We start from the raw sequence: 14,529 nt of genomic DNA on the forward strand, positions 1-14,529 counted from the left end.
GAAGGGTCGCGGGACGGGGCCCTGCCGCGTTCACCAGGGGATCACCCCGGCGTCCTCGAAGTACCCGCCGGTCGGGCCGTCGTCGGGCAGGGTCGCCAGCCGGATCGCCACCGCCGCGCCCTGTTCGGGGGTACGCACGCCCCGGAAGCCGTTCAGGTCGGTCGCGACGAAGCCCGGGCAGGCGGCGTTGACCAGGATGTTCGTGTCCCGCAGCTCCTTGGCGTACTGGATCGTGACGGCGTTGAGCATGGTCTTCGACGGCGAGTACGCGGCTGACAGCGGGCCCGTGTCGCGCTCGTCGAGGGAGCTGGACTGCCGGGTCAGCGAGCCGACGCCGCTGGACATGTTCACGATCCGGGGAGCCGGGGAGCGGCGCAGCAGCGGCAGCATCGCGTTGGTGACCCGCAGCACGCCCAGCACGTTGGTCTCCAGGGCCGTCCGCACCGCCGCCAGGCTCACCGTGCTGGGCTGCTGCGGCATGCCGCCGGTCACGCCCGCGTTGTTGACCAGCACGTCGAGCCGGCCGGCGCGGTCGGCGACCAGCCGGGCGGCGGCGGCCACGCTCGCGTCGTCCGTCACGTTCAGCGGTACGCCGAACGCGTCGACGCCGGCCGCCCGCAGCTTCGCCACGGCGTCCGCCCGGCGCTGCTCGTCCCGGGCGCCGACGCCCACGCTCCAGCCGAGCGCGCCGAGGCCCGCCGCGATCTCGTACCCGATTCCCTTGTTCGCGCCGGTGACGAGCGCGATCGTCCGTTCGTTCATGCCGCCGATGCTGGCCGGGATCCGGCCGGCCACCAACACCGTCCGGGTGGCCGGCGATACCTCACGGGTATCGACCCCGGGTACGGTGGTGGGATGGAGACGCGGGAGCTGCGCTATTTCGTGGCGGTCGCCGAGGAACTGCACTTCGGGCGGGCCGCGCGACGGCTCGGGATCGCGCAGCCGCCGCTGTCGCGGGCGATCCGGCAGCTCGAACGGCGGCTCGCGGTCACCCTGCTGGAACGCAGCAGCCGCGCGGTCGCGCTGACCGTGGCCGGCTCGGTGCTGCTGCGGGAGGCCCGGGCGGCCCTCGACGCGGTCGACGCCGCCGGCCGCCGTACCCGCCGGGCCGCCCTCGCCCCCACCGGCGAGCCCGGCCTGGTCCTGGTCACCAAGGCCGGCGCGAGCGGTGAACTGCTGCCGAAGCTGCTCGACGCGTACGCGGCCGAGCCCGACGCGGTCACCGTGGACGTGCAGCTCTGCGGCATCGGCGAGCAGGAGCGACTGCTGCGCGACGGGCGGGCCGACGTGGCGCTGCTGCACCGTCCGTACGACTCGGTGAGCGGGTTCGACAGCGAGGAGCTGCGCACCGAGCAGCAGGTCACGGTCCTGCCGGCCGGGCACCCCCTCACCGGCCGGGCGGAGCTGCGGATGGCCGAGGTGGCCGCGCTGCCCGACCTGCCGTTGCCGCGCTGGCCCCGCCGCGACGGCAGCTACCCGGACGGCCCCGGCCCGGTGGTACGGGACCACGCGCAGCTCTACCAGCTGATCGCGCTCGGCCGGGCGGCGGCGGTGCTGCCGGAGTCGTGCCGGGTCCACCTGCGCGCCGACCTCGCCACCGTGCCGGTGCCGGACGCCCCGACGGTGACGACGGTGATCGCCTGGCCGCCGCACAGCCGGTCCCGGGCCCTCGCCGCGCTGGTCCGCACCGCCACCCGCCTGTAGAACGCGAATCCGCTCGCGGCGCGCCAGCACCTGGGGAACTGCCGGCGGCACCCGGGTCGCCCAAGTCGACAGCCAGGCCCCGGCGCCGATCATCGAGCAGGCGTCCACATTGCTACATTGGATCCGCCTGGACACGCTTCGTGGCATCGACCAGGCGCGGCTGACGGCGGCAGGAGGACGCATGGCACCGGGGCCGGTACTGGTGATCGGACTCGATCCGGTCCGGATCCCGGGCTGGGATCCCGAGCCCGTCGTGGCGGCCATCGCGCGCGGCCAGGCCCGTTTCGAGGCCCACGGGATCGAGGCCGACCTCTGCCTGGTCGTACCGGACGACACCGCCGAGGCGGCGATCGTCGAGGCGCTGACCCGGAAGCCCTACGCCTGCGTGGTGGTCGGGGGCGGCATCCGTAAGCACGAACCGCTGCTGGAGCTTTTCGAGCAGGTCGTCAACCTGGTCCGGCAGCACGCACCCGGCGCCGCCATCGCCTTCAACAGCACCCCCGAGGACACCGCCGACGCCGCCCTGCGCTGGCTGCGGTAGGCCGACTTGTCGTTCGGCGTGCCCGATCGCGGCACTGATCGGCTGACGGTGGTGGGCCTGAACTCGATCGCCCATCTCCTGCCCAGGGCACGCGGTCGGTGCGGCGTGTACGAGTTGACCTTCGCCGACGGTGAACGCTACGTGGGACAGGCGGTCGACGTGGTGGCGCGGTTCGGCCAGCACCGACGGACCTGGACCGACATCGTGGAGCTCGCCTTCCGGCAGGTCGGTCGTGACCGGCTCGACGAGGTCGAACGGGATCAGATCCGCCGACGGGAGGCGGCCGGGGTGCCGCTGCGCAACGTCGTGCACACCACCGGCCGGCTCGGCACCAGCGACCTGGACCTCCACCTGTCGCCGCCGGAGCAACGGCGCTGGCTGACGGACCACCAGCCGCACCAGGTCCGCCTGGACGCGCGACCGGACGATCCCGTCCTGCACCGCCGCAGCCGGCACCGGTTCGACCGGTTGCAGGCCGATCCCCGGTTCACCGACGAACTGGCCCGCCTGGTGGGTGCCTACCTCCGCGCCACGATGCCGGTGCCGGAGCTGACCGAGTTGAGCTACTGGACGCTCAGCGCCCTCCCCGGCACCAACGCCGCCAGCTACCCGCGACTGTTCACCCTCACGGTGCACGCTCTGGAGACCCTGTACGTGTGCCACGACCGACACCGTCCGGAGGAACCGCAGATCTGGGTGAACGTCGACCGGGCAGTAGCGCGGTCGCAGCTCCGGACCCGGTTCCGGCTGGCGACGATGCACGCCGTCGAGGGCCACTACCGGATCCGCCCCGGCGTGCTGGGCCTGCGCTTCACGTCGGTGCGCTCCGCCCGTGACGCGCTCACCCAGCCAGGGATCATCAGGGCCGCCCGCAGGCTCAACCTCGACCTGATGCGAAAGGGGCCGGCACTCAACTGGAAGACCCACTGCCCGCACCTCGTCGAGCGCGTGCTGTCCGACTGACCGGTCGGCCCCGCGTACGCCGATCGGGTGGGTCAGTCGGCGGCGCGGCGGCGGGCCTCGCGGGTCTTCATGGCGTGCTCCAGCAGGGTGATGAGGACCTCCTTGCTGGACTCCCGCTGCCGCGCGTCGCAGAGCAGCACCGGTACGCCCGGGTCGAGGTTCAGCGCGGTCTGCACCTCGCCCAGCCGGAACTCCCGGGCACCCTCGAAGCAGTTCACCGCCACCACGAACGGGGTGCCCCGCTCCTCGAAGTAGTCGATCGACGGGAAGCAGTCGGCGAGCCGTCGGGTGTCGGCGAGCACCACCGCGCCGATGGCGCCGAGCGCCAACTCGTCCCAGACGAACCAGAACCGGTCCTGTCCGGGCGTGCCGAACAGATAGAGCACCAGGTCGTCGCTGATGGTGATCCGGCCGAAGTCCATCGCCACCGTGGTGGTGTTCTTGTCCTCCACCCCGGAGAGGTCGTCGATGCCGATGCCGGTCTCGGTCAGCACCTCCTCGGTCCGCAGCGGGCGGGTCTCGCTGACCGCGCCGACCATGGTGGTCTTGCCGGCACCGAAGCCGCCGGCAATGAGGATCTTGATCGCGGTGGGCAGCGGCGCCGCGCCCGCCGGCCGCTCAGAGCGCCCGTAGTCCATTGATTACCGCCTCGAAAACGCTCTCGTCGGGAAGGCCGGCCGATGTGGGCCGTGGCTCACGGACCCTGACCAGGTTGCGGGCCACCAGGTCGCCGAGGAGGACCCGGACGCTGCCCACCGGCAGGTCCAGGTGTGCGGCGACCTCGGCCACCGACAGGATCCGCTGGCAGAGACCCACGATGGCCACGTGTTCCGGCCCCAGGCCGGCCTCCGAGCCCACGTCGGCCCGGGTCGCCGTCACCAGGGAGATCAGGTCGAAGGTGCCGGTGACCGGCCGGGCCCGCCCACCGGTCACCGCGTACGGGCGGACCACCGGGCCCGCGTGGTCGTCCACCCACTCCTGCGCGGCAGGCTCCCCGGTCGCTGTCATCGCGCCAGGTTCTCGCCGGGCGACACCTCACGGGTCGGCGAGGCGACGAACTTGCCGACCCGGGTCACCAGCATCGCCATCTCGTAGGCGATCAGCCCCACGTCGGCATCCTCGCTGGCCAGCACCGCGAGGCAGGCGTTACGGCCGGCCGCCATGACGAACAGGAACGACGACTGCATCTCGATGATGGTCTGCTGCACCTGCCCGCCACCGAACCGCTTGCCGGCGCCCCGGGCCAGGCTCTGGATGCCGGCCGCCATGGCGGCCAGGTGCTCGCCGTCGTCCCGGCTCAGCCCCTTCGACGCGGCCATCAGCAGCCCGTCGGTGGAGAGCGCCGCGGCGTGCTCCGCCTGCTTCACCCGGCCGACCAGATCGTCCAGCAACCACGTCAGGTCGGAACTCGTTGCGGTCTTCTGCGCCACTCGTCGTCCTCTTCTCCCCCGGCTGGTGCGCCGTTCTCGTGCGTCGGCGTCGTACGCCCGGCGACCTGTGCCGCCGGGCCGACGCCCTCGTCAGGTCGCCTGCTCGTCCCCGGTGTCCGGCCCGGCTGCTGCCTCCCGGCCGGTCCCGCCGACCAGCCGCGCCGCGTCGGTACGACCGCGTCGGGTGCCGCTCTGGTAGGAGGCCATCATCCGGCGCATCTGCTCCGGCGGCCGGGTCGCCTCGTCGTCGGCCTCCGTCTCCACCTCGGACGCCTCGTCCCGCAGCTCCGGCACCAGGTTCGCCTGCCGCACCCGTACCGGCAGTCCGGAGTCGGTGAGCTGGGGCTCGGCCGGCGCGGTCCGGGGCGGCTCGGCGGGCACCGCCGGCTCCGGCGCGGTGGGCACCGTCGTCGGCAGGCCGGTGGGGACGGTCGGGTCCTCCAGCGCCGGCTGCCGGCGCCGGGTCCGGGTCGGCAGGACGGTCGGGGTTCCGGCAGCGGCTCGACCTCGCTCCCGTCGCCGGTCGGCAGGGTGTCGACGGCGGCGGGGCGGACGTCCACCGCGGCCGGTGCCGAGGCGACCGCCCCGGTCGGTGCGGTCATCGCGGCCGGCGTGCCGGCGGTCCGGTCGACACCGGCCGGGCGGGACGGGACGTCGCCGGTGGCGGGACCGTCCGAACCGGTGGCGTCCCCGCTGACCAGTTCGAGCGGGATCAGCACCACGGCGGTCGTCCCGCCGTACGGGGACTCCTTGAGCCGCACCCGCACCCCGTGCCGCGAGATGAGCCGGCTGACCACGTAGAGGCCGAGCCGGGAGGCCTGGGCGAGGTTGAGCTCGGAGCGGTCCACGATGCGGTGGTTGGCGGCGGCGAGGTCCTCCTCGGGCATGCCGAGGCCGCGGTCCTCGATCTCGATGACGAAGCCGTTGCCCACCATCTGGCCGCGCACCTCGACCGTGGTGTGCGGCGGCGAGAAGGAGAGGCCGTTCTCGATCAGTTCGGCCAGCAGGTGGATGACGTCACCGACCGCGCGACCGGCGAGGAACACCCGCCCGAGCGGCAGCACGTTCACCCGGGTGTAGTCCTCGACCTCCGCCACCGCGCCCCGGACCACGTCGACCATCGGCACGTTGCGCCGCCAGGACCGGCCGGGCGTCGAGCCGGAGAGCACGATCAGGTTCTCGGCGTTGCGCCGCATCCGGGTGGCCAGGTGGTCGACCCGGAACAGGTCCTCCAGCTCCTCCGCGTCGTGCTCCCGCCGCTCCATGGCGTCGAGCAGGGTGAGCTGGCGGTGCACCAGCGCCTGGGTGCGCCGGGCCAGGCTGAGGAACACCTCGCGGACGCTGCGCCGCAACTCGGCCTGTTCGACGGCGGTCCGGATGGCGGTCTCCTGCACCGCGTTGAACGCCTGGCCCACCTGCCCGATCTCGTCGTCGCCGAACTCCAGCGGGGGCGCCTCCCGGGCGACGTCGACCTCCTCGCCGTGGCCGAGCCGCGCGACCACGCCGGGCAGCCGCTCCTCGGCCAGCGTGTGGGCGGCCTCCCGCAGCCGCTCCAGCTGGCGCAGCAGGGTCCGGGCGGTGGTGATGGAGATGATGATCGAGGCGATGACGGCGAGCAGACCGAGACCGGTGGCGAGCACCAGCCGGACGATGACCATGATGGCGGTGCCGGTGGCCCGGCTGACGATGCCGTCACCGCCCGCGGCCACCACCTCGTCGACGGCGGTGAGGGTCGGGTCGACCGTGCCGCGCCACCGGGTGTCGTCGAAGGGCAGCACGTCGCTCGGGCGACCGTCCCGGATGATCTGGTCCTGGGTGGTCCGCAGCCGGCTGAACGCCTCGCCCTCGGTGAGCTGCTGGTAGCGCCGCTGGTCGTCCGCGGAGAGCCGGGCGGCGGTCTCGGTGCCGAGGAAGCGTTCGGCGCCGACCAGGGAGACGAACCGGGCGTACTCGGGGCCGCTGATCCGGCGGCTGCCGGACAGGCCACTGACCAGCGCGTCCTGCTGGGAGATCAGCTCCTTCATCCGGTTGAGCTGGATGAGGGCGGCGGCATCGGCGGCGATCTCCTTGTCGTCCAGGCTGCCCGTGACGTCGTACACCTGGAAGATGGACTCGATCGCCTCGGTGTAGCCCTGGGCCGCGGCCACCCGGTCGACGCTCCGCTCGTTGACCGCCTTGCGCAGGTCGCGCAGCGCGTTCAGCCGCTGCACCGACTGGTCGAGACGGCTGCGCAGCAGGCCGCTGCCGGCCAGGTCGACCTGCCAGTCCTTGACGGACCGCTCGAAGGTCGCCGCCAGTTCCTCGGCCCTGCGCTGCTCCGTCTGGTACGCGTCGCGCTGCTCGGCGGCGGGGATGCTGAGGTACGCGGTGGCGAGCCGCCGTTCCAGTTGCAGTTCGCGCAGCAGCGGTTCGCTGGGTACGTAGACCTTGCTGTTGAGCAATTGCACGCCCAGAAGGTTGAAGCCGTCCCGCACGGTGACCCACGCCGCGAACGCCCAGAGAGCGACCAGCGAGAGCAGGAGGGCGACGATCTTGGTGCGAATGCTGGTACCGCGAGAACGCATCGGACCGTCCAGACAGGGCGCTGACTCAGCTCATCAGCGCATGATCGTATTGAGGGGGCTCGTCCTGCGCACTACCGTCCAGGGGCGCGGGCTGTGCGTACGCTAGCAGTGTCCACAGGTCCCCTCAAGTCGCTGAATGTCTGCTGTGCCCGCTTTCGGCACACTGACCGCCTCCCTGGCCGGCCGCCCGCCTCCCGCCCTGAGCAGGTGTTCCGTGGCGAGATGCCGCGCGGTGAGCACCGCCGCCTCGACGACGGCCACCGGCCGGTAGAGCTCCTTGCCGTACCACAGTGGAGGGTGCGGCGGGTCGGGCGGATCGATCAGCCGGCCGTAGCCTCGGGCGATCGCGGCGGTCACCCCGGCGGCGGCCCACGGCGCGGCGAGCAGGACGTGCAGGGCGTACGCCGTCTCCTCCACGGTGCCCGACCAGCGTCCCCACGAGCCGTCCGCGTGCTGGGTACGCAGCACGAAGCGGACCGCCGCGCCGACCGCGTCCGCCGCCGTCCGGCCGGCCCCGGAACCGACCAGGGCCAGCACGCAGCAGGCGGTGGCGTAGTAAGGGGAGGCGTGCCAGCGGTCCTGCCAGCCGCCGTCGGCCGACTGGCGCTCCCGCAGCACCGCAGCGAGGCGGGTCGGGACGGCCCGGTGCCGGGCATTCGCGTCCGGATGGTGGGCCAGGTGCCGGGCGAAGGCGTCCAGGACGTGCGCGTTGGTGGTGACCGAGAAGCCGTCCTCCCCCGGCCAGGTGCAGAACCCGTCGGCCGTCTCGTACTCCCACAGCACGGCCGGGTCGGCGGGGCGGCCGAGCCGACCCAGCGCGTCCAGGGCGACGGCGGTGGTGTCCGCGTCCGTCGGCAGGCCGGCCCCGGTGGCGATGCCTCTCCCGGTCGCGACGGCGAGGCTGTCCACCAGTGCCGCCGGCGGGACCACCGGGACGCCGGCCCGGAGCAGCCCGCTGAGCACCCAGGCCCGTTCGAAGACCGTGATCGGCGTCGGGCACGGCACCGGACCGCCGCCGTGCCGTACCAGCTCGGCCAGGAAGCCCCGGGCCGCCGCGCCGTCCGGCGGGCGGGTCGCGGCGGCCAGGCCGCCGTCGCCGCCGGGGATGGCGCCCACCGCCAGCGGATCCCCGCCGTGCGCGCCGGGCAGCCGGTCCGGTGGCAGCTCCAGCACCTCGACGAAGTGGGCGAGCTTGGCGGGCAGGTCGACGCCGGCCGCCACCCCGGCCCGGATCCGGTCGAGCCGCTCCCGGGTCACCCCGGCCGGCAGCCCTGGCCGACCGGCCGGCAGCCGGTGCCGGACCTCCGGCGCCAGCCGGTCCAGCCGCTCGCCGATCGAGCCGACCAGCGCCGGCACGATCAGGTCCGCGCCGGGCGTGTCCGGCAGGTCGACCGGGCCGAGCGGCCCGTGCAGCGCCCGCAGGCCACCCGCCACCGCGTCGAGCAGACCGGCGGCGGGCGTCCCCGGCCGGGCCAGCTCCGCCAGCAGCGCGTCGGTGGCGCTCACGGTCGGCACCAGCGCGTACCCCTGGACGGGTGGTCCCCACCGTGCCGTCGGCCGCTGCGCGCGCAGCAGGTGCGCGACGCGGGCGTCGTGCCCGGGCAGGCCGGGCGCGACCGCGACCAGCCGGGCCGTCTCGTACGTGGACGGGTCGACCTGTCCCCACGGCCGCCGCGACAGTCCGGCGACCAGCTCGTCGGCCGGGCGGGGCAGCGCGGCGGCCCGGGCCGGCCGGGTCATCACGCCGCCCCCCAGAAGTCGGAGAGCTGATAGAAGCCACTGGTGTAGGCGATCTGCCGGTGCAGGTACTCCGCCTGCCGGGGGCTGCGGTCGGCGAGCGCGGCGATCCGCTCCCGGCAGCGGGCGGCCAACTCGGTCAGCCGGGTGGTGACCTCGGCCGGCTCGGCGACCAGCAGCAGCGCGTTGAGATCCCCCCACTCCAGGTCCCGGCGGTGGGTGGCCAGGTCGTTGACCAGCCGCAGTACCCGCTGCACGTCCCGCCCGACACTGCGCAGCTCGGGCAGGTGGTCCAGGCAGTCCGGGTCACCCACCGAGATCCAGTGCGTCACGTTGACGAACGAACAGGCTAGGTTGTCGGCGTTGTCGAGGTATCCGTCGAGGTCGAGCGGCGGCCGGCCGGTGACCGGGTCGGTCGGCAGGCTCTTCCAGTCCCACTCGCGGGCGACCGCCTGGAACATCCGGTCCAGTTCCTCCCGCCACACCGTCCGCTGGGCGGCCCAGGCCGGCGCGGTGGTCAGCTCGTCGCGGATCTCGGCCAGCAGGTGCGCCAGCTCGGCGCCGCGCGGCGGGGGCGCGCCGTCGGCCACGGCCAGGCAGTCCGCGACGGTACGCCGTACCTCCTCGGCGGTGCCGGCCCGGGTGTCGATCGCCCAGTCGGCGGCGAAGACCCAGAGCAGCACCCGGGTGGTGAGGCGCAGCCGCGCGGCCGGGTACCAGGGCGCGGTGAACGCGATGGCGGTGGCCACCGAGCTGAGCAGCGCCGGGTCGAAGGTGGCCGCCGAGAAGAGCCCGGGGTGCCGGGCAGCGACGTCCTGCAGGTCACGCAGCCCCCGGGTGGCCAGGGCGCAGATCCGGCCCTGCTCCGCCACCGAGGCCGGGGCCACCCCGCCGTCGAGCGTGGCGGCCGGCGGTGGGCCGCTCACCGGGAGACCGGACCGTGGGCCGGGGAGAGGGTGAGCTCCATCCGCTGCCGGGGCGACAGCGAGGCACCCATCCGAGGCGTCAGGTCGGCCGGGCCGCCCAGCTTGAAGCGGAACCGGCTGAGCACGGTGCCGACGATGAGCTGCGCCTCCAACAGGAAGAGGTACTGGCCGAGGCACTGGTGCGGACCACCGCCGAACGGGAAGTAGGCGTACCGGTAGCGGCGGCGCGGCTGGTCGGGGGCGAACCGCTCCGGGTCGAACCGGGTCGGGTCGGGCCAGAAGGTCGCCATCCGCTGGGTCACGTACGGGCTGACCAGCACCGTGGCGCCGGCGGGCAGCCGGACGCCGCCGACCACGTCGTCGGCGACCGCGGTACGCGGGATCAGCCAGCCGGCCGGATAGAGCCGGAGCAGCTCGTCCAGGACCATCCGGCCGTAGCGCAGTTCGCCCAGGTGCTCCCGGCGGACCGGCCCGTCGCCGACCACCCGGTCGATCTCCTCGTAGAGCCGGGCCGCCACGTCGGGTTGGGTCTCCAGCACCGGCCAGAGCCAGGACAGCAGCGCGATGGTGGTCTCGGTGGCGGTGGAGAACATCGCCACCACGTCGCCCCGGATCTGGTACTCGTCGGGTACCCGGCCGTCCGGGCGGGGCCGGCAGAGGGTGGCGATGATGTCGTCGCCGTCGTCGGGGTTCGCCCGGACCGACCGGATGATCGGCAGCACCACCTGGTCGATGGTCCGTACCGCCTCCCGGAAGGCCCGGTCGCCGGGCATCGGCACCGCGTACGGGACGAAGGGGGCCAGCAGCCGGGGGATCATCGCGGTGGTCACCGTGTCGAGCGCGGCGCTGATCCGCAGCGCGTCCACGAGGGTGATGCGGTCGGCGAAGAGCACCCGCATGGTGGCCCGCAGGACCAGCCTCTTCAACTCCTGCGCCCCGTCGACCGGGCGGCCCGCCCGGGCCGGTTCGGCCCAGTCGTCCACCGCCTCGCCGATCGCCTCCGCCATCCGCTCGACCAGCGTCTCCGCCCGTTTGGCGGTGAACAGCGGTTGCAGGGCGGCCCGGCTGGACTCCCAGATCTCGCCCTCGGCGACCAGGATCGCCTCACCGACCACCCGACGCACCGGACGCCAGAGCAGGCCCCGGTCGTCCCGGATGTAGTTGGCCGCGTTGTCGCGCAGCACCCGCTGCAGGTGCTCGGGGTGGGTGACCAGCCAGGGCCGGAACGTGCCGAGGTTGAGCCGGACGACGCGACCCTCCGCCTCGTCGGCGATCCGCACCAGCCCTCCGAGCGGGTCCTTCATCAGCGTCGGCAGCGCTCGGCGTACGGGCACGTCGACCGCCCGGCCGGCGGTCGGGGCGGGATCACCACTCACCGCGTCGGACATCAATATCTCCCTCGTCGTCTCGGCACGTCACGTCCACATCGGCTGTCAGTTGTGGAGTCGGCCGCTCCGGTGGGTCATGACTATGTCACTGACGCGAGATATCCTCCAGACGTGCTCGCGGTGAGAATTCCGCAAGTGGAACATCGGGGTGCCGGCCGGTCGGAACGTGGGCGCGCCGCGGCCCCCTGTGCCAGGCTCAGGGGCATGGACGACAAGACCATCCTGAACCGGATCTCCGAACTGGTCGACGAGGAGCACCGGCTCCGCTCGACCGCACAGGAGCACGAGTCCGGCACCGACGACGAGGCCAAGGAACGGCTGCGGGCGCTGGAGGAGTCCCTGGACCAGTGCTGGGACCTGCTGCGTCGCCGCCGGGCGGCCCGGCAGGCGCACGGCGACCCCGACGCCCAGGGCGAGCGGCCCCTGTCGGAGGTGGAGCGCTACCTGCAGTGACCCGCCGTCCGGTCGGACGGACGTGGCCGTCCCGGGCGGGTGGACCCGCCCGGGACGGCCACGCTCAGCGCAGGCCGCCCTCGCGCAGCAGCACCTCGGTCAGCGCGGCCGGGTCGGCGTCCGACGCCGGCAGGCCGCGGGCGACGAACCAGGTGGCGACCACCCGGACGTCGCGGGCGAGGAACTCCGCCCCCTGCGGGTTGGCCACCACGTCGACCACCTGCGGCAGGTCGATCAGCACGAGCCGTCCCCGGTGCACCAGCAGGTTGTACGGGGACAGGTCGCCGTGGGCGTAGCCGGCCCGGGCCAGCACCACCAGGGCGTCGACGAGCTGGTCCCACAGGTCGCGCAGCCCGGCGGCGTCGGGGCGTAGCTGGGCCAGCCGTGGTGCCGCCTGGCCCTGCGCCGCGTCCCCGACGAACTCCAGCATCAGCTCGGTGCCGAGCAGCTGGACCGGGTACGGCACGGCGATCCGCCCGGAGGCGGCGCCGATCTCCCAGAGCCGGGCGAGGGCGCCGAACTCGGCCGCCGCCCACTGCCCGGCGATCATCTGCCGACCGAAGGCGGTACGCCCCGCCATGGCCCGGTTCTCCCGGGACCGGCGGACCCGACGGCCCTCCAGATAGCCGGCGTCGCGGTGGAAGAGCCGGTGCTGGGCGTCCCGGTAGCGTTTCGCCGCCAGCAGGCAGGACCGGTCGGTGCCCGGCACGGCGCGGCGGACCAGGTGGACGTCCGCCTCCTTGCCGGTCTTGAGCACGCCGAGTTCGGCGTCCTTCGCGGCCAGTTCGGTGACCAGCCACTCGGGGTGCGGTTCCGGTCCGTGCACGGCCTGGTCCCAGGAGGACCAGCCGCCCTCGGGACCGGGTTCGTCGTCGGGTTCGGCGAGGGCCGGCTCGGCGGACCGGCCGCGCTTCAGGAAGGAGGGTTCGTCGTCGTCGAAGCGGCGCCTGCCGCGGCCACGGCGCTCGTGCGCCGGGATGTCGTTGTCACGCAAGGTGGGGTTGATCCTTCGATCGAGGCTGATGGAGGCAGGTGGAACGACCCTGCAAAGACGGCCATGACCGACCTCCTCTCCTCGACCGGGTGTCACCCGGCAGCGCACTCGCGCGGCCCCATGCTCATCGGACGCCCGCGTCGTGGTCAACCGATTTTCGGCCAGGGCGGCGGCGGCCCGCTCAGCCGCCGAGGACCACGGCCACCGCGGCGATCAGCCCGTCCACCGTGCGGGTCGGCGCGAACCGGGTGTCCGACCAGCTGCGGCCCCGGTGCAGCCAGACGCTGGGCAGGCCCACTGCCGCCGCGCCCCCGATGTCCGCCTCGGGGCTGTCGCCCACCACCCACGCCCCGCGCAGCGGCAGCCGGGCCCGCTGGGCGGCGAGCGCGAAGATCCTCGGGTTGGGCTTGCTGACCCCGACCTCCTCGGAGATCACCCAGTCGGCGACGTAGCGGTCCAGCCCCGTACCGCGGATCTTCGCGTCCTGCTGGCGGGTCGCGCCGTTGGTCACCACCACCGGCACCCAACCCGCGTCGTCGGCGATCCGCAGCGCGCAGGCGACCAGCGGGTCGAGCCGGGTGTTCGCCGCCACCCCGTCGTGCAGCTCCTCGACCAGGTCGATGGAGGGGATGCGGAGCGCGTACCGGTCCCGGATGGCGTCCGCGACGTCCCACCGGTCGGTCAGCCCGTCCGCGTCGACGGAGAGCAACCAGTCGATGTCGGTGGGCGGTGCGCCGATGTCGGCCAGGAAGCGCTCACCCCAGGCACGGAACGGCCCCGCCCGGTCGAGCAGGGTGTTGTCCAGGTCGAGCAGGAGCAGCGGCACTCGGGCACCTTACGGGACTTCGACCGGCCGCCGACAGGGCCGAGTCGCCCCCGGGTCAGCCGCGCAGCACCGTCCGGGACGGGCCCTGGTCGGGAAGCCGGTCGGTGAGCATGGTGTGCGCCGCCCGGGTGGCCGCGAGCGCGGCCGGGTCGAGGTTGGCCACCAGGAGGTCCTCCCCCGTGTCGGCACCCCGGGCCAGCGGGCGCCCCTCGGGGTCGTACACGGCGGCGCCGCCGTTGAACCGCCACGGGTCGGCGCCACCGACCGCGTTGGCGAAGACCACGTACATGGTGTTGTCGAGGGCCCGGGCGGCGTAGTACAGGTCGCGCCGGTGCGCCGAGCCGGCCAGGTAGCCGCTCGGGCAGAGGTAGCCGTGCGCGCCGTCGGCCGCGGCGGCCCGGCCGTGCTCGGGGAAGCAACCGTCGTAACAGATGCCGAGGCCGAGCCGCCAGTCGTCGACGAGCAGGGTGGCACCGCGTCGGCCGGCGTCGAAGAGGTCGCGCTCGCCGCCCCAGAGCTGCTGCTTGTCGTACGCCACCCGGACGGCCCCGGACGGGTCCACGACCAGCGAGGAGATGGTCCGCCGCGCGTCGGGGTGGCGGACCGAGGCACCCAGCACCACGGTCGTCCCGCCGTCCCGGGCGGCCTGCCGCAGCGGATCGAGCCGCGGGTCGTCCACCGCCTGGTCGGCCGTCGCGGCCAGGTCGGTGCCGGCCGGGTCGGCGGCCAGGGTCGGCGGGTGGTACGCCGGCAGGAAGAGCTCGGGCAGTACGGCGAGCCGGGCACCGGCCGCGGCGGCCCGGTCGGTCCACCGGGCGGCGGCGACGGCGTTGCCGGCGAGGTCACCGGGGACCGGCTGGGCCTGCACGGTCGCCACGGTCAACGGGTGCGCGGGGGACGGGGCTGCCGGGGTCACCGGGTGATCGTAGACCGGGACGACCCGCCCCGATCCCAAGCCGTACGTACGGTTTGCGTCGGCCCGGGGCACCTGACACGATCGACC

The 14,529-nt window shown here is 74.0% G+C and carries 15 protein-coding genes; 4 read left to right on the forward strand and 11 right to left on the reverse strand.

What is annotated here, in order from left to right:
* Window positions 1–30 precede the first annotated feature (30 nt).
* On the reverse strand, window positions 31–762 hold the full coding sequence (locus MRQ36_RS03035) for an SDR family oxidoreductase (RefSeq protein WP_242792553.1): 732 nt from the start codon (window positions 760–762) through the stop codon (window positions 31–33).
* Window positions 763–855: 93 nt separating this feature from the next.
* Here MRQ36_RS03035 and MRQ36_RS03040 point away from each other — a divergent pair, with 93 nt between their 5' ends.
* The 3 genes from MRQ36_RS03040 to MRQ36_RS03050 all read left to right on the forward strand — a co-directional run bounded on the left by MRQ36_RS03040 (window position 856) and on the right by MRQ36_RS03050 (window position 3,208).
* Window positions 856–1,704 carry a LysR family transcriptional regulator gene (locus MRQ36_RS03040; RefSeq protein ID WP_242792555.1) on the forward strand — a complete coding sequence of 283 codons (849 nt, stop codon included), beginning with the start codon at window positions 856–858 and terminating at the stop codon, window positions 1,702–1,704.
* A gap of 181 nt (window positions 1,705–1,885) precedes the next feature.
* Complete coding sequence (locus tag MRQ36_RS03045) at window positions 1,886–2,245, forward strand: AraC family transcriptional regulator (RefSeq protein ID WP_242792556.1); 360 nt, start codon at window positions 1,886–1,888, stop codon at window positions 2,243–2,245.
* A gap of 51 nt (window positions 2,246–2,296) precedes the next feature.
* A complete protein-coding gene (locus MRQ36_RS03050; RefSeq protein WP_242792557.1) occupies window positions 2,297–3,208 on the forward strand; it encodes a GIY-YIG nuclease family protein in 912 nt (303 codons plus the stop codon).
* A 32-nt stretch (window positions 3,209–3,240) separates the two neighbouring features.
* On the opposite strand, the gene MRQ36_RS03055 is transcribed toward MRQ36_RS03050, so the two are convergent.
* The 7 genes from MRQ36_RS03055 to MRQ36_RS03090 form a co-directional block, all read right to left on the reverse strand.
* Entirely contained in the window at window positions 3,241–3,846 is a 606-nt protein-coding gene (locus MRQ36_RS03055; RefSeq protein WP_242792558.1) for an ATP/GTP-binding protein, read from the reverse strand.
* Entirely contained in the window at window positions 3,827–4,216 is a 390-nt protein-coding gene (locus MRQ36_RS03060; RefSeq protein ID WP_242792559.1) for a DUF742 domain-containing protein, read from the reverse strand. Before MRQ36_RS03060 ends, MRQ36_RS03055 begins: the two co-directional genes overlap by 20 nt.
* On the reverse strand, window positions 4,213–4,638 hold the full coding sequence (locus MRQ36_RS03065; RefSeq protein WP_242792560.1) for a roadblock/LC7 domain-containing protein: 426 nt from the start codon (window positions 4,636–4,638) through the stop codon (window positions 4,213–4,215). The genes MRQ36_RS03060 and MRQ36_RS03065 overlap by 4 nt, the downstream gene beginning before the upstream one ends.
* Window positions 4,639–4,844: 206 nt before the next feature.
* Window positions 4,845–7,202, reverse strand: coding sequence for a nitrate- and nitrite sensing domain-containing protein (locus MRQ36_RS03070; protein ID WP_242792561.1), 2,358 nt, complete (start codon window positions 7,200–7,202; stop codon window positions 4,845–4,847).
* Window positions 7,203–7,304: 102 nt separating this feature from the next.
* Entirely contained in the window at window positions 7,305–8,942 is a 1,638-nt protein-coding gene (locus tag MRQ36_RS03075) for a prenyltransferase/squalene oxidase repeat-containing protein (RefSeq protein WP_242792563.1), read from the reverse strand.
* Window positions 8,942–9,865, reverse strand: a complete 924-nt coding sequence (locus MRQ36_RS33100) for a terpene synthase family protein (protein WP_308194774.1) — start codon at window positions 9,863–9,865, stop codon at window positions 8,942–8,944. Before MRQ36_RS33100 ends, MRQ36_RS03075 begins: the two co-directional genes overlap by 1 nt.
* Window positions 9,862–11,199 (reverse strand): cytochrome P450, encoded by a 1,338-nt coding sequence (locus MRQ36_RS03090; protein WP_242800798.1) that lies wholly within the window; start codon window positions 11,197–11,199, stop codon window positions 9,862–9,864. Before MRQ36_RS03090 ends, MRQ36_RS33100 begins: the two co-directional genes overlap by 4 nt.
* A gap of 258 nt (window positions 11,200–11,457) precedes the next feature.
* Here MRQ36_RS03090 and MRQ36_RS03095 point away from each other — a divergent pair, with 258 nt between their 5' ends.
* Window positions 11,458–11,706: a DUF2630 family protein gene (locus MRQ36_RS03095; protein WP_242792565.1), complete on the forward strand. Its 249-nt coding sequence runs from the start codon at window positions 11,458–11,460 to the stop codon at window positions 11,704–11,706.
* Between the two features lie 64 nt (window positions 11,707–11,770).
* On the opposite strand, the gene MRQ36_RS03100 is transcribed toward MRQ36_RS03095, so the two are convergent.
* From MRQ36_RS03100 to MRQ36_RS03110, 3 genes are all read right to left on the reverse strand, one after another.
* A complete protein-coding gene (locus tag MRQ36_RS03100; protein ID WP_242792567.1) occupies window positions 11,771–12,700 on the reverse strand; it encodes a serine protein kinase RIO in 930 nt (309 codons plus the stop codon).
* A 181-nt stretch (window positions 12,701–12,881) separates the two neighbouring features.
* The gene (locus tag MRQ36_RS03105; protein ID WP_242792570.1) at window positions 12,882–13,526 is read right to left on the reverse strand and encodes an HAD family hydrolase; all 645 of its coding nucleotides are present in this window, start codon (window positions 13,524–13,526) and stop codon (window positions 12,882–12,884) included.
* Between the two features lie 55 nt (window positions 13,527–13,581).
* On the reverse strand, window positions 13,582–14,442 hold the full coding sequence (locus MRQ36_RS03110; RefSeq protein WP_242792572.1) for a carbon-nitrogen hydrolase family protein: 861 nt from the start codon (window positions 14,440–14,442) through the stop codon (window positions 13,582–13,584).
* Window positions 14,443–14,529: the final 87 nt, after the last annotated feature.

It is taken from the genome of Micromonospora sp. R77 (assembly GCF_022747945.1).
GTDB lineage: Bacteria > Actinomycetota > Actinomycetes > Mycobacteriales > Micromonosporaceae > Micromonospora.

What these genes read in the sequence shown, in the direction of transcription:
- MRQ36_RS03060 (WP_242792559.1), bottom strand. Translation starts at nt 4,216, where the DNA reads ATGACAGCGACCGGGGAGCCTGCCGCGCAGGAGTGGGTGGACGACCAC.
- MRQ36_RS03075 (WP_242792563.1), bottom strand. Translation starts at nt 8,942, where the DNA reads ATGACCCGGCCGGCCCGGGCCGCCGCGCTGCCCCGCCCGGCCGACGAG.
- MRQ36_RS03055 (WP_242792558.1), bottom strand. Translation starts at nt 3,846, where the DNA reads ATGGACTACGGGCGCTCTGAGCGGCCGGCGGGCGCGGCGCCGCTGCCC.
- MRQ36_RS03095 (WP_242792565.1), top strand. Translation starts at nt 11,458, where the DNA reads ATGGACGACAAGACCATCCTGAACCGGATCTCCGAACTGGTCGACGAG.
- MRQ36_RS03070 (WP_242792561.1), bottom strand. Translation starts at nt 7,202, where the DNA reads ATGCGTTCTCGCGGTACCAGCATTCGCACCAAGATCGTCGCCCTCCTG.
- MRQ36_RS03045 (WP_242792556.1), top strand. Translation starts at nt 1,886, where the DNA reads ATGGCACCGGGGCCGGTACTGGTGATCGGACTCGATCCGGTCCGGATC.
- MRQ36_RS03040 (WP_242792555.1), top strand. Translation starts at nt 856, where the DNA reads ATGGAGACGCGGGAGCTGCGCTATTTCGTGGCGGTCGCCGAGGAACTG.
- MRQ36_RS03035 (WP_242792553.1), bottom strand. Translation starts at nt 762, where the DNA reads ATGAACGAACGGACGATCGCGCTCGTCACCGGCGCGAACAAGGGAATC.